This is a genomic window from Hoylesella timonensis S9-PR14 (genome assembly GCF_000762405.1).
In the GTDB taxonomy this organism is placed as follows: Bacteria; Bacteroidota; Bacteroidia; order Bacteroidales; family Bacteroidaceae; genus Prevotella; species Prevotella timonensis_A.
In genome coordinates this window covers 14,790-28,066 of record NZ_JRPQ01000117.1, presented here as the reverse complement: position 1 = coordinate 28,066, position 13,277 = coordinate 14,790, and the positions used below count along the sequence as shown (strand labels likewise).

Genomic DNA, 13,277 nt, shown 5'->3' with positions numbered 1-13,277 from the left:
CTTGTATTTATAGGAGCTTCAAGAAATTGTTAAAAGATTATCGTGGACAGTAGTGTTATACAATAGTCGCATATCGTCCACAAATAGTGACAAGTCATCTATCAGATCATTATCTATTTTGATTGATTCTCCTTTCAACATTTTTTTTAGCTTATCTCCAGAGTTTGAAAAGTTGACAATAGGGATGACAGGAAGCATATAATCAAAAAATTTGGATCTATCCTTATTCAGAAACATATCGTCTTTTATAGCATATATAAAGACAACGTCTTGCTTGACTTTCTTTGAATTATTGATAAGAAGATTGATTTCACGAAGTTTTGTAAACACTTCTGATTTGCCAAAACGATCCAAGTCCTCAATGATAACGACATTGTAGTCTGTAGCTTCAAAGAAGTAAATAATCTCATCAATATGATTATTTAGAATGGATTTGCTGATATTTTTATCTATTTCTATCTCCGTTCCTTTTAGATTTAACTTTTTAATAGAAAGACCGATTATCGAGCGTGATGACTTATAGATGAAAGCAAAAAGTATTATAATACCAACTGTTAATGCAATATATTTGGCAATATTGCTTGCAAATATGGTATTCTCCAAATTCAAATATGAATCAAGCTCATTCGGTAGAACAAGAACTACAAGAGAAAAGGCAAAAACTATAGTTATTATTGTTTGGAGAAACAATTTCCATGATTTTAGGCTTTGTATCTTCTTTAATCTTGAATCAGGCGTTTTTGAATTAGTTTCACGATAAAACAGTTGTTGTAGTAGACTTAATTCTATTAGTCGCTGAATGTCATTATCGCAAGTGTAGTGATTATCATTTTCTTGGTCATTACTTTTCTTTGGTGCCTCGAAAGTAGCTAATGAGATATTAAGAAAATGGTTTTTGTTCAGAATCCATTTCCTTTGTTTTTCTCGCTTTATGAATGTTTGGAGAATACTACTTTTACCAGAACCATAAGGACCAGATATTGCAATATTTTTTATCTGTTTCTTATTAGACAAGGCCCACGAAAGCGCATTTAAGTAAACATCACAATCTTCTGCACTATCTGTAGGAGATAATGGGATATAAGGTAACCGCGTGTCTTCTTGTTTCTTTTTAGATAACTGTGTTTCTATAATCAGTTTCCACTTTTCTATTATTTGTTTTATCATATTCTGGGCACTCATTATCTATTGTAAATCAATTAGTTATTCTATTGCGATCAATTTATTACTATGATTAAAATCGTGCTTATAGATAGAATTAATCCTTACCATACCCCCCCTCTCTTTCCAAACCTTGACTTCTTTATCAAAATCCGAAAGAAACTCCTTGTCTTGAATCAAGCGGAATTTATCATATTCGGCGTATGCCTTTTCTTTCGCTTGCTCAGCGGAAATAGTATCAGCCTCATTATATTTGTCATACTCATATAGAGTCAGGAAATCATCCAATTGCTTTTTCCAATCTGCCATTGTGGTGATGATTTGCCGCTCGGCACGAAGTTCGGCCAAATCAAGGAAAGCGGTTGATAGACGATTGAAAGCAGAGACCTCTTTGTCTGATAGGTAATTCTGGGCGATAATTGTATCCGACTTTTGAACTCTGCCGTCAGGAGCGTTTTTCCACGTGGTAAGCCCCATGTGGGGCTTTTGGGCATCTGCTCTTGAATAGATGATTTCGGCTGCCGTTTGATGGGAAGTAGCCCAATGCATCATATCTTGCACCTTCTTGAAAAATTGTAGGGTGGTCTCAGCCTTAGGATCATAATCGGCACTACATTCGGCATAGACATCGGTGATTTTCTGATAATACCTACGTTCTGAAGTTCGTATTTCTCGGATACGTTCTAATAGGTCGTCAAAATAATCTTTGCCAAAAAGTTTGCCCTGTTTCAAGCGTTCATCATCCAATACAAATCCTTTTATGATCATTTCTTTTAGAACTGATGTAGCCCACATCCGAAATTGGCTCGCCTGATAACTACCCACACGAAACCCAACGGCAATAACCGCATCCAAATTGTAGAACAATGTATCATCGTTCTTGCCACCAAGTTCAGTTGTTCGAATTTTTCGAATAACTGAACTCTCCTCCAATTCTCCGCTTTTGAATATCTCTTTCAGATGGTTGTTGATCGTATTCGTTTCAACACCAAACAAATCGGCCATTCGCTTTTGCGACATCCAAAATGTTTCATTATTGAAGATGACCTCTATACGACTTTCTCCTTGTTTCGTCTTATATAGCAATATATTGGATGATAAGCTATTGTCGATTAATTCAGGAGTTGATATTTCTTGTTTGAAAAAATCTCTAGCCATTTGCACTTGCGGCTTCTTCCCATCGGCATTTTCCGCAATCATCAAACAGGCAATTCGTGATAGATGTATATTCTCCACCTTACGGAAAGAGCCGGAACTTAGTTTGACCATCTCAAACGTAGGATTAAAATGCTCGGTAGTGTTACAACCTTTCTTATTGGCTATAGCGATAGCTTTGTTTAGAGTACGATTGAATTTTTGGTATGTGCTATAGCCTAATACGGTGCACAACTCACGAGAAGTCCAATACTCCGAACCGTTTTCGTCTTGCTTTTTAATCCGTTCAAAGTCGGATTGAATAGAGGATATGTTGTTCTCGTTCATTGCCTTGATATATCTTATAATGATAAGAATTACTTGTATAGTCCCGGTCTTAATTCCTTATTATGCTTCATGATTCTTTCTTCCATAAGAGAACCTTGAGGGACTATTTCGTAGGAATAGGCTTTCTCAAAGGCTTGGCGTCCGGCATCTGTCATAAGTCCTCGGTCTTCAAGATTAATACAACGTTCTTTGTTTAACTCTGTACAATGACTCCCTTTGCGACGAGGTGAAAGCCGCTGGGCAAGGCGTCCGTCAGGCAATTTCTTTAAAGTTGAATCAATCCACCCGAAACACAATGCTTCTTCAACAACCTCAATGTATGGAATACATTCGTATGAGGGTCGTTTAGAACGTGAAGTTACAACCCAACACGATTTCGCTTGGTTATGATTGACCTCTAACCAATTTCTCAGTTCAATGCGGTCTGTGAAGTCCAGTAGATTGAGAATTTCCATATCTGCCTCCAATTGATATGTTATTAATCCAACTGTTTTCTATAAGTTGAATCCAATGTGTTTCCATCTTTGTCTTTCCATACCAACCAGCCATTATTACTGCTACCAATACAGAAATCTGCGGCAGTACTGGGGCTTGAAAAAGTTTTATCCGATGTCAATACCAATATCCCATTCTCGCTGGAAGTGTAATCTTGAAGCATCTTTTCTCGTTTTTCTTTCCAGTTGAAAGACGGAACCATTGTTTTAGCTACAATACTTCCTTTTAGGACTGTAAAACCATCGGAACTGTAGAAGCCCTTTGCATTGCACCCTCTACCTTTGGTGTAGAATAGATGTTCTTCTTTGGGTTGTGATACTTCAAAGATATTGCAACCGATGAATGATGCCAGAAACTTCACATCTTCGAAAAATTCATCCATTGAGTCTTGTTGATGCTCTGGTAGATTCGGTGCTTTAGGGATTTGTTTATTATCGCTTAAAACAAAGGCGTTTGCTTTCTTGGCTTCAGCTATCGCTTTATGTTCTAGGTATTGCACATCAACTTTAGTCATATCGGCATCTTTCGATACGAATATAAGTGCTTTTTGCCAAAACGATTTTTTGCTATCATGGTCTTTTACACGTTCTTTAAAGTTCTCCGTTTCACCTATATATGCCTGCGGCTTGGTTGATTCATCTTCACCCAGTAATATGTAAAACGCAGGTTTTTGCAACTTTTCTTGTGTATTCAAATAAGAGAGGTTAGAACGTGGCACGACAAACATTTGGCAAATCTTGTTGCTAATGAATGCATATTGAGTTCCTTTCGGGTCTCCGTCAATTAAATATGTTGTTACTGTCTTTCCCATTGTTATTCATTGCGTATTGTTACGTTTGCAGTTGTATTTGTAATCGGATTTTTTGCATAAAAATACCTAATTTCAATTGCTATAAGGCATAACTCATTTGATAGCTGCCTCTTCTTAATGCAAATATACGCTATTATCGAATATAATTCACTATATTTGCACTATAAAATCGTATCAAAGAATGAAACTGAATAGAATAAAGGCAGTCCTTTCGGAAAAAGGCATTTCTCAAACGTGGTTAGCCAAACAGTTAGATAAGAGTTTTAGCATGGTCAATGCTTATGCTTGTAATCGGATTCAGCCTAATTTGGAGACCTTGCAAGAGATAGCGGAGATACTACAAGTGGATTTGAAGGATTTGATAACCGATAAAAAGGATAGGTGACATGAAGCAATTCTCGGAGGCAACACGGGTACAGATGCCTGCAATGGTTCATCTTACCCGAATAGGATATACTTACTTCGGTAAGTTGAGCGAAGATAAGAATGGCACAGTCTATGACGGTGACACAAATATTTTGTTACCAATTTTTGAGCAACAGTTCAAAAGACTGAACCCTGAGCATGAGGGGGAGTATCTTCAAGTCTTGAAAGATATTCGTAAGGAACTGAATGATGATGACCTCGGTCGTGGGTTTTATAATCGTCTGAAAGCCGTATCTCCGGTGAAATTGATTGACTTCGACAATATCGGAAACAATTCATTCCATTTTACTGCCGAGTTTACTTGTAAGAACGGACAAGATGAGTTTCGACCTGACATTACTTTGTTTGTGAATGGCTTGCCTCTTTGCTTTGTAGAAGTGAAGAAGCCTAACAATCATGGTGGAATGTTGGCGGAGAGCGTGCGAATGAATAAAGAACGTTTTCCAAATAAGAAGTTCCGTCGTTTCATCAATATCACGCAGTTAATGATATTCAGCAACAATATGGAATATGATGCACTTGGTGGCATTGTTCCCATACAAGGGGCTTTCTATTGTACTGGAGCACGCTCATATTCTCCCTTTAACTGTTTTCGTGAAGAAAATCTGTCTGCACAAAAGATTGCACCTTTCCATCGTGATTATCCGTATAAGGACATTGACAAGGCTGTGGAAAAGCTGATATTATCAGATTATAATTGCCAAGTCATTCATACAAGCCCGGAATATCAAACCAATCTTGATTTCAATACGCCTACTAATAGGATACTGACTTCCATGTGTTCACCAGAACGTTTGCTGTATATTATTAAATATGGTATAGCATACGTTAGAATGGAAAGAGAGGTAGATGGAAAGATTGAATCTACCGACCAAAAACATATTATGCGTTACCAACAATTGTTTGCATCATTGGCTATTCGCAAGAAACTGGCCGAGGGGGTGAAATCTGGTGTGGTATGGCATACTCAAGGTAGTGGAAAAACGGCCCTATCTTATTACTTGACCTATATTCTCAACGATTTCTATTCTAAACAGAACAAGGTGGCTAAATTCTATTTCATAGTTGACCGTCTTGATTTGTTGGAACAAGCTACACAAGAGTTTGAAGCTCGTGGATTGGTAGTATCGACTGCTAATTCAAGGGCTGAATTGATGGCGCAATTCCGTAGTAATCAAGCACAGCAAGGGGTAAGTGGTCAGGCTGAAATAACGGTAGTAAATATACAACGCTTTGCGGAGGATAAAGAAAAAGTACGTATCAACGACTATGCTACCAACCTTCAACGTATCTTTATTCTTGACGAAGCACATCGTGGTTATAAACCCGGTGGCTGCTTCCTTGCCAATCTGTTTGATGCGGATACTGATGCAATAAAAATTGCGCTTACAGGTACTCCGCTATTGAAAGAAGAACGTGCCAGTTGTAGAGTGTTCGGAAACTATCTGCATACTTATTATTACGATAAATCCATTACAGATGGTTATACGCTGAAAATCATTCGTGAAGATATTGAAACATCCTATAAGGAACGTCTTTCGGATGTGTATGACAAATTAGAGACATTAGTACAGAAGAAAGACATCCGCAAATCGGAAATCATAGAGCATCCGAGCTATGTAAACGAGTTGGCTCGTTATATCATGACGGATTTGAAAGAATTTCGAAAGATACAAGGGGATGATACTTTAGGAGGTATGGTTATCTGTGAAACCAGCGAGCAGGCACGGCGACTTTATGATGTGTTCCAAGAGGAATGGCAAAAATATCAACCGAAGCCTATCAAGATTAAACTTCCTGATGGGGCGTATGTTGTAGGTGAACCAGAGGTGGATTACAAATCGAAGTATAGACCACTGAAAGCTGGAATTATTCTTCATGATACGGATGACAAAGAAACGAGAACACAAATAGTCAAGGATTTTAAGAAGAATATGACGGTGGATATTCTCATTGTTTTCAATATGCTTTTGACTGGTTTTGATGCACCTCGCTTGAAGCGTTTATACTTTGGTCGTAAATTGAAAGACCACAATTTGCTTCAAGCTATAACCCGTGTAAACCGTCCTTATCTGGGAATGCGTTACGGCTTTGTCATTGATTTTGCTGATATAAAACGTAATTTTCAGGAGACGAATGAAGCGTATTTGCAAGAGTTGAATCGGTTCAACGATGTGGATGAGACAGGTGAAGAAGCTGTTACTGATACATTTACTCAAGTCATAGAGGATAAAGAAGAGATTTTGAAACAAATGAAACAGGTGCGTCAGACTCTTTTTGATTATTCCTATGACAATGCAGAAGAGTTTTCCTCTGAAATTTCAACGGAAGAAGATAAGGCTGTGCTTCTTGACTTAAAACAAGCGTTAGAGGCTGCCAAGAACATGGCTAATATCGTGCGTACTTTTGGCGATGAGGAAATGAAAGAGCAATTTGCCAAACTTGAAATTACCAAGTTGCCACAATTGCTATCTGAAGTGCAAAGGCGCATTGGTATTATCAATCAAAAGGAAGCGTTTAGCAAGTCAATATAATTATAAAATTGTATCTAATTGAAAATAAAGAAGTTACCTTGTTGGTATAACTAAACAGGTAACGATTTGGAAACGAGCGAGCTACTTCAAGTTGCTGTTTTCTACCTAACAAAGAACGCTTGTTATTCTATCTGCAAAGATAATACTTTGTTACCGAATAACAAGCGTTCTTGATGAAAAACACACATAATTTTACCAGCTTGAATGAAACAAGTGGTTGGACTTATAGTTTCTACTTACAAATCTAAAACTTTTCACCTTGTAATGCTATCCAGTTTGAACATTCTGAGGAAATAGTCCTTTTTAGATTTGCATTAAGCATCTTACATACGTTCTTTATTATATTATGGACATCCTCCTTGGTGGTATTTCTCTTTAGTAATGTGGTATTCGGCAAATAACACCTCGTGCCATTATTACCTATGATTATATCCTTAAAACCATACTCTTCAATTAATGTATTCCTAACTTCGGTATGTCTGCTATCTATATCGTAGGTTAACAGCACATTGTATGTTCTTTCCATATTGTTTGTATTAATAGTTAATAAATTCTTATTGTCAACTAGCAAATAATGTGCCAACAATGAAAGTATTGTTATTCAAATTTTCTACAGCCTTCGTCCTTTCTTTTTCCTATTGGCTTGGTATCTGAGCTTACGTTGCCATGCGGTCTCGGCATAGTCCTCGCCATGTGTCATTGGCGTAATCATTCCACCTACTCCCTCCACCAATTCATCGGCTGCGCTGATAGCTGTATCTGCCATCGCTCTTATAGCCTGTGCGATTTGTGGAGTATCCTCCGTTGCTCGTGGGCTGTATGAAAGTCTTGGGGGTACGAGTTGATAGCCAGCATCCTTAGTATCTGTATGCTCTGACGATTTGCGTATTACTTGGGCAGATACATTCGTCTCGGCTTTCTGACTTGCCTCGAAATTCTTTTGCAAGGAATGGTAGCCAAACTCCCTGCCCACTTCCGATGCCTTGAAAGATTGTCCGCCAAATGAGAACTTCAAACCATAGACCTTGCCCTGCTTGTTCTTCATACGCTCTATGGAAATGCCGTTCTTATTCAGTTCATAGAGGAACATGGAGTGTCCCGTGATGCCTGTTCCTTTATACTTCTCAAGCAGGGTATAGCAAACATTCTGTATTTGATGCTTTGTCTGCTCTCTTGTTGGATTGGCTTTTGCCTTTGGGTGTTTTCTTTCTGCCTTGACTTCTTTTGCGATAGTCAAGTTTTTCTCCCTGCTTATTTCCTCCGCTACCCTCGCTGCCTTGTTGCTTACAAAGGTGGTATCATAGACCTCTCCGTACAGACTGATACGGTTGGCAATAATGTGAATATGTCTGTTGTCGGTGTCCTTGTGCGTTACCGCCACCCATTGGTGGTTGTCAAGTCCCATTCGCTTGGCAAACAAATGGGCTATTCCCATAAGTTCTGACACAGGTAGCTTTCTTTCGTCTTGTGGTGCGATACCGATTTCGATGCGGAGGAACTTGTTTCTGCATCGTGTGTTGTAATCGCTGACCACTTTCATTTCCTCGTAGATAGCCTTCGGTTCCCTGCTGCAAAGGTTGTGGAAGGCAAGCCGATTGCCAAGCTTGCCCTCCCGAAAAATATACTCCAGCGCATTGCTGCCGTGCGCTATTGCCTTACACTTTCCTATCATCTCTTGTCATATTTAAGACCTTATATATCTCATCATCCACACGAAAATGAGGGTCGTAAAACCGCTTAAATGCTTCTTTGGCACATAGCGAAAGGTTCTTAGTGATATGTACCCACCTTTCATCCTTTACCTTGATGAGGTTGGAAATCTGCCCATAGAACCGTCCTGTATGCTGAAGTATACAAATGGCTTCCATTTCATTGTCGGTCATCCTAGGAACGGCTGCCACCTCTCCATTTAGGAGTATCTCACGACAGTAATCGGAGAACTTACGCCCCGCACTTTCCGCCTTTGACTTGATACGCTGCTTTTCCTCTAAGGTGCATCTAACCTTGATGAACTCTGTCTTGTTCATCTTCTGCTCTTCCTTATTCTGTTGCTGCCATTTGGCAGTCTTTTTATTATATCTGTTCATATATGCTTCTTTGAAAGTTAATCATTATAGATGATTCATTGTCTCTTAATTCTTGAATGCTGACCGATGAGAACGGAGTGATTACGGTCTTATCTCCCCGATAGTCTGACGAGGGGAGCTGGGCGCAGTTTGTGGGTACAAACTGACGTCTTGCAATGCTACCGAACAAACCATTTACGCTTAAAACGTTTTATAGCTTAAAAACGAATGCCGTGCATTCTATGACTAACTGCATTCGTGGCATTCTCACAGAGAACTAAACCGAAGAAGAAAAGGTAGACCTATTTTGAAGAAGGGGTAGACCTTTTTCCAGAAAACCGTCTACCTTTTCTTACGGCTTACAGTCTTCTCCATTTCTCTATGTCCTCACCATATTCCTCCAGATGCTGACGAACGATGTTCTCAACGAAGCTTGAAAGGTTGCTGCCCCTGTCGCCTAATCTACGCACAATGAAGTCGGCACGCTCCTGTGTTTCCCTACTCAGATAGACTGCCTTACGGTTGTTTAACTTGGTCGGCACAAGATAGGCTTGCTTGTAGGCTTCGAGTGTTTTCTTTCTCATCTTGGCACTGATACGTCTTTGAACAGTTGCACTCTCAGTGTTCCGTGCAGGGTCGGAGTGCATGGTATTCTCTGTGTCCTGCTTGTTTGTTGGTCTTTCTCTTTCAGGAACCGCAGTCGCTTCTTGTGAAGTAGAATCGTCCTCTGCTTCATCTTCCACGCCCAAGAACCATGAAAGGTCTTTGTCGCTCATCATAGTTTTCTTTTCCATTTCTATTTCATTTTAAGTTTGACTTGTTTTGATTTCTTGTTTTGTCCTGTAATTGATATGTGTGTCTGTTCCTGCGCTTTCCGTTTCTGCTGCTCACGGGCACGGCTGACATGATATTCGTTGAGATCCTTGAAGTCTTTGTAATGTATGTTCATGTCCTCAACATGGAAGCCTGCCTTTATGAAATCTTGAACAGCCCTCCGTCCTGCTTCGTCATTGTCAAGGAAGGAACGGATATGGGTGAGGTGTCGGTCATTCAAATAGCGGATAGTCCTTGCCACGTTGCTCACGGAGTTCATCACAAGGCAGTGGTTGGTAATCTCTTCTTTCATTGAAAGGAAGGAGAGGAAGTCCATGAAGCCTTCAAAGATACATACTGGCTCCGCTCTGTCCGTGAATATCGGAGTAATGTCCTTCGGGGCTATCGTTCCCTTGAACGTCATGTCGTCCCGAAGCTCATAGCCGCTAGAGAGATTGGTAAAGCCGATGGCTTGATAGCGCCTGCCCCTTACCTCATAGCTGATACATTTGAGGAATGGCATAGCCTTTTCCAAGTTGATGCAACGCACCTTTGTAAGGTACTCCTGAAAATGTGGTGGTAGGGTGTCTGATATTTCTATCAGTCTCCTTGCTCCATTTACAGCCATTACAGGCTGGGTGTTGTTTGGTGCGAAGCCATTACGAGAACTATATGTGCCATTATCGGGAGCGTTCTGCCCCAAATGGCGGATAGCTTCAGATAGCGTGCAGCCCTCCATACGCATACAGAGGTCGATGATGCTTCCGCCCCTACCTTCGCCATAATCTATCCAAAGGTTCTTCTCAGTGTCCACCTTAAAACTCGGATGCGTTTCCTCCCTGAGCGGTGAACGGTACATGGCATAGGTCGGTGTTTTGCGGACAGGTTTGATACCTTTCCTTTCGAGATACTCCACGATGGGGTATCGTTTGATACGTGATAAATCTTCTTCTTTCATTGTTTTGATACTTTAATGGGTTGAATGATAATTATTTATGTTTGTCTGTGTTTATGGTTTTACCTTTTCCAAAGTTTTTCCCCTCCAAACTTTTTCATCTTTCTTCTTACTACATACTATTCTGTGATAAGTGATTGATAATCAGTGTTACTTTGTAGTATAAGACAATACTACACATTCTACTACATTTGGCTACTACAAGTGTGAAGGAGCGGGCATGGCAAGATTTTCCTAATCTTGTAGACATAGATGGGGCTACCACCATTTCTTCGTTTGCTCACCTTTATGTATCCTGCTTTCTTCAAGGCTTCGCCCATCCGCTTGGCAACAAGTGGCTGGTGGGTATAAATACCCAGATAGGTAAGTATCTCCGTAGTGGTCATTAACGAATATCTTTCATCCTCCGTTGGCTTTTCAAAACAACGCAACAAAAGCTCCATCTCTGCAGTTTGTACTTGAAAGTCCTCACTCTCTCTGTATAGTTCGGCAATCTCATCATCATCAAACCAATAGCGGAAGCCCATATTCAACAAGGCTTTAGCTTCCGCATAGATATTGTCCATCGAGATAGCTTTTGCTCTCTCAATATCTATGGAAAGCACTTCAAAGGGCAGGAACCGTCTGCTGCCTGTCGGGTCGGTAAGAAAATCGTTGCCGTTCACCGATGCCACAAAGCTTGCCAAGTGGGGATGTTCCTCCACATACTTGTCGTATGGCATACGGTATTTGACCATCGGGCAGGTAATGAGGTTCTTCAGTTCGTTCTCATCCCGCTTATTGAGGGCTTTTAGCTGGTCGTCTATGTTTACGATAAGGTTCTGACCGATATAAGTGAGTGTGTCTTTCTCCTGCGGATATATTTTTCCTGTGTAACTGTAACCGTGCAGTGCTGGGGGACAGAGCAGATCAAGGAACGTGGTCTTGAACTTTCCCTGCTCACCTGTCAACACAAGGCAGGTATGATTACGGCACTCACGGTCGTCCATCGCATTGGCGACCACCGCCACAAGCCATTTGGTAAGATACGGCAACCATTTGTTAGAATTACGGACAACAACGCAGCTTGCCAAATCGGGAATCGCTTTCAATGAAAAGGGAGAACTACTGCTTACATCCACCAATGGCAATCCCTTGAAATACTCCTGTATGGGATTGATACGTGGAGAGAAGCTGCTCTCGATAATTGAATAGAGGTTGTCGGAAGATGTGATAATCCCCACATCGTTGTCAAGTTCCCTGCGGAGCGTGTTGATTTCATAGCGCCCCACCTTTGTGAAATCGCTGCTATTCATTCTGCGGTATTCGGTTCGTCCCAATACCGTGTTGTATCTGAACTCATAGCGAGAGGAGAGATAGGCTTCTATCTCCGAGTTCTTGGAAAACTTCCTTCTTGTATGAAATTCGCTGTTTCCGCCCTCAGATTTGCCTTTATCTGCATTCTTCTTCATTATATGATTGGTTTGGTTTCAAAGAGTGAAGTTATGAAGAGAACAGGAAAGTGCCAAGCATTCGGAGAGTGCTTGCATAATGTTGCGCACATTGGCAATGAATTTCTCACGGATTTCAGGTAGGAAACTGTCGGAAAGCATGGATTTAAGCCCCAAACAAGAGGACAAGTATAGAAATGATGCAAGAAAGGAATGTGTTTATTTGCTCCAATCCGAATAGCATTGCGTCAGATAAAACGGATATGATAAAATGGAGTATGGAGGCAAAGAAAGAGAGCGACAATCCCTTTGTCTTTTCCTTGTTTTTCCCTGTATTTCCTTGCTGCTCTCTCGTGCTTTGAAGTATGGCAAACACATCATACTTTTGCAGACAGAAACGTGCATTAAGGCGCAATACAAAAAGGAATTACAAACAAAACAACAATAAAATTATGGGATATTTTATCATTACGGATTCAAACTGGGCAAAGCTGAGGAACGAGATACTCAGCCTTGCCGAGACATGCCACAAGGCATTCGGGGAACAAAGCAGGCATACCGATTGGCTGCACAACGGGGATGTGTGCAGGCTGCTCAACATCAGCAAGCGTACCTTACAGCACTATCGTGATACGGGTGTCTTGCCCTTTGCCCAAATCGGGCATAAGTGCTACTACAAGCGTGAGGATGTAGAATGGCTGTTACAGACAAAATCGGAGAAATCAAAAACAGACAAATAAAAGAACGAGAAATAAGACAAGAGAACGATGGAACAGGTAAGGGACTTAAACACGGAGGCTGACGATATGCAGGTGGTGCTGTCCGCTATCAGCAGTGTAAGTAGAAGGATAAAGGAAGTAGCACAGACCCACAAACCGCTGTTTGGTGGAGAACATTTCCTCACAGGTAAAGAAGTATGCGAGAGGCTGTATATCAGTCCTCGCACCTTGCAGGACTATCGGGATAGGGGAATTATCCCCTACACTCAGTTTGCAGGGAAGATACTCTATAAGGAGTCGGATTTGGAAAGGTTGTTGGAGGATAACTATAAGGAGTAGCAAACATGTTCTCTTCTGAATATGTTATAAAATCTAAAATAATCAA

The 13,277-nt window shown here is 40.5% G+C and carries 12 protein-coding genes and 1 pseudogene; 4 read left to right on the top strand and 9 right to left on the bottom strand.

Translation table 11 applies throughout. From position 1 onward, the window contains the following. Nucleotides 1-18: 18 nt before the first annotated feature. The 4 genes from HMPREF9304_RS07495 to HMPREF9304_RS07480 are packed head-to-tail and all read right to left on the bottom strand — an operon-like array spanning nucleotide 19 to nucleotide 3,949. A complete protein-coding gene (locus tag HMPREF9304_RS07495; RefSeq protein WP_156104789.1) occupies nucleotides 19-1,167 on the bottom strand; it encodes a YobI family P-loop NTPase in 1,149 nt (382 codons plus the stop codon). A gap of 36 nt (nucleotides 1,168-1,203) precedes the next feature. Next, on the bottom strand, nucleotides 1,204-2,643 hold the full coding sequence (locus HMPREF9304_RS07490; protein WP_231564492.1) for a virulence RhuM family protein: 1,440 nt from the start codon (nucleotides 2,641-2,643) through the stop codon (nucleotides 1,204-1,206). A gap of 29 nt (nucleotides 2,644-2,672) precedes the next feature. Then, complete coding sequence (locus tag HMPREF9304_RS07485; protein ID WP_036927922.1) at nucleotides 2,673-3,098, bottom strand: YdeI/OmpD-associated family protein; 426 nt, start codon at nucleotides 3,096-3,098, stop codon at nucleotides 2,673-2,675. A gap of 23 nt (nucleotides 3,099-3,121) precedes the next feature. Then, entirely contained in the window at nucleotides 3,122-3,949 is an 828-nt protein-coding gene (locus HMPREF9304_RS07480) for a GIY-YIG nuclease family protein (protein WP_036927919.1), read from the bottom strand. A gap of 181 nt (nucleotides 3,950-4,130) precedes the next feature. On the opposite strand from HMPREF9304_RS07480, the gene HMPREF9304_RS07475 reads away from it, so the two are divergent. Together HMPREF9304_RS07475 and HMPREF9304_RS07470 are read left to right on the top strand one after the other, a co-directional pair. Next, complete coding sequence (locus HMPREF9304_RS07475) at nucleotides 4,131-4,334, top strand: helix-turn-helix domain-containing protein (protein ID WP_036927917.1); 204 nt, start codon at nucleotides 4,131-4,133, stop codon at nucleotides 4,332-4,334. 1 nt (nucleotide 4,335) lies between these two features. Further along, nucleotides 4,336-6,897 (top strand): annotated as a pseudogene (locus HMPREF9304_RS07470) (type I restriction endonuclease subunit R); the annotation flags it as partial. 622 nt (nucleotides 6,898-7,519) lie between these two features. Here HMPREF9304_RS07470 and HMPREF9304_RS07460 read toward each other — a convergent pair. The 5 genes from HMPREF9304_RS07460 to HMPREF9304_RS07440 all read right to left on the bottom strand — a co-directional run bounded on the left by HMPREF9304_RS07460 (nucleotide 7,520) and on the right by HMPREF9304_RS07440 (nucleotide 12,194). Continuing rightward, a complete protein-coding gene (locus HMPREF9304_RS07460; RefSeq protein ID WP_008446581.1) occupies nucleotides 7,520-8,581 on the bottom strand; it encodes a relaxase/mobilization nuclease domain-containing protein in 1,062 nt (353 codons plus the stop codon). Continuing rightward, nucleotides 8,565-8,996: a plasmid mobilization protein gene (locus HMPREF9304_RS07455; protein WP_008446711.1), complete on the bottom strand. Its 432-nt coding sequence runs from the start codon at nucleotides 8,994-8,996 to the stop codon at nucleotides 8,565-8,567. Before HMPREF9304_RS07455 ends, HMPREF9304_RS07460 begins: the two co-directional genes overlap by 17 nt. Before the next feature lie 338 nt (nucleotides 8,997-9,334). Then, the gene (locus HMPREF9304_RS07450; RefSeq protein ID WP_036854278.1) at nucleotides 9,335-9,769 is read right to left on the bottom strand and encodes a DUF3408 domain-containing protein; all 435 of its coding nucleotides are present in this window, start codon (nucleotides 9,767-9,769) and stop codon (nucleotides 9,335-9,337) included. 2 nt (nucleotides 9,770-9,771) lie between these two features. Then, the gene (locus HMPREF9304_RS07445) at nucleotides 9,772-10,746 is read right to left on the bottom strand and encodes a toprim domain-containing protein (protein WP_008446543.1); all 975 of its coding nucleotides are present in this window, start codon (nucleotides 10,744-10,746) and stop codon (nucleotides 9,772-9,774) included. 182 nt (nucleotides 10,747-10,928) lie between these two features. Beyond that, entirely contained in the window at nucleotides 10,929-12,194 is a 1,266-nt protein-coding gene (locus tag HMPREF9304_RS07440) for a virulence-associated E family protein (RefSeq protein ID WP_008446599.1), read from the bottom strand. A 431-nt stretch (nucleotides 12,195-12,625) separates the two neighbouring features. Between HMPREF9304_RS07440 and HMPREF9304_RS07435 the strand changes: the two genes are divergently transcribed. Both HMPREF9304_RS07435 and HMPREF9304_RS07430 read left to right on the top strand, forming a co-directional pair. Further along, the gene (locus HMPREF9304_RS07435) at nucleotides 12,626-12,913 is read left to right on the top strand and encodes a helix-turn-helix domain-containing protein (protein ID WP_007574553.1); all 288 of its coding nucleotides are present in this window, start codon (nucleotides 12,626-12,628) and stop codon (nucleotides 12,911-12,913) included. Nucleotides 12,914-12,940: 27 nt separating this feature from the next. Continuing rightward, nucleotides 12,941-13,231, top strand: coding sequence for a helix-turn-helix domain-containing protein (locus HMPREF9304_RS07430; protein WP_008446653.1), 291 nt, complete (start codon nucleotides 12,941-12,943; stop codon nucleotides 13,229-13,231). Nucleotides 13,232-13,277 lie beyond the last annotated feature (46 nt).

Bases quoted from the DNA above. Each gene is read 5' to 3' on its own strand.
- HMPREF9304_RS07495 (WP_156104789.1), bottom strand. From the start codon at position 1,167: ATGATAAAACAAATAATAGAAAAGTGGAAACTGATTATAGAAACACAG.
- HMPREF9304_RS07490 (WP_231564492.1), bottom strand. From the start codon at position 2,643: ATGAACGAGAACAACATATCCTCTATTCAATCCGACTTTGAACGGATT.
- HMPREF9304_RS07485 (WP_036927922.1), bottom strand. From the start codon at position 3,098: ATGGAAATTCTCAATCTACTGGACTTCACAGACCGCATTGAACTGAGA.
- HMPREF9304_RS07480 (WP_036927919.1), bottom strand. From the start codon at position 3,949: ATGGGAAAGACAGTAACAACATATTTAATTGACGGAGACCCGAAAGGA.
- HMPREF9304_RS07475 (WP_036927917.1), top strand. From the start codon at position 4,131: ATGAAACTGAATAGAATAAAGGCAGTCCTTTCGGAAAAAGGCATTTCT.
- HMPREF9304_RS07460 (WP_008446581.1), bottom strand. From the start codon at position 8,581: ATGATAGGAAAGTGTAAGGCAATAGCGCACGGCAGCAATGCGCTGGAG.
- HMPREF9304_RS07455 (WP_008446711.1), bottom strand. From the start codon at position 8,996: ATGAACAGATATAATAAAAAGACTGCCAAATGGCAGCAACAGAATAAG.
- HMPREF9304_RS07450 (WP_036854278.1), bottom strand. From the start codon at position 9,769: ATGGAAAAGAAAACTATGATGAGCGACAAAGACCTTTCATGGTTCTTG.
- HMPREF9304_RS07445 (WP_008446543.1), bottom strand. From the start codon at position 10,746: ATGAAAGAAGAAGATTTATCACGTATCAAACGATACCCCATCGTGGAG.
- HMPREF9304_RS07440 (WP_008446599.1), bottom strand. From the start codon at position 12,194: ATGAAGAAGAATGCAGATAAAGGCAAATCTGAGGGCGGAAACAGCGAA.
- HMPREF9304_RS07435 (WP_007574553.1), top strand. From the start codon at position 12,626: ATGGGATATTTTATCATTACGGATTCAAACTGGGCAAAGCTGAGGAAC.
- HMPREF9304_RS07430 (WP_008446653.1), top strand. From the start codon at position 12,941: ATGGAACAGGTAAGGGACTTAAACACGGAGGCTGACGATATGCAGGTG.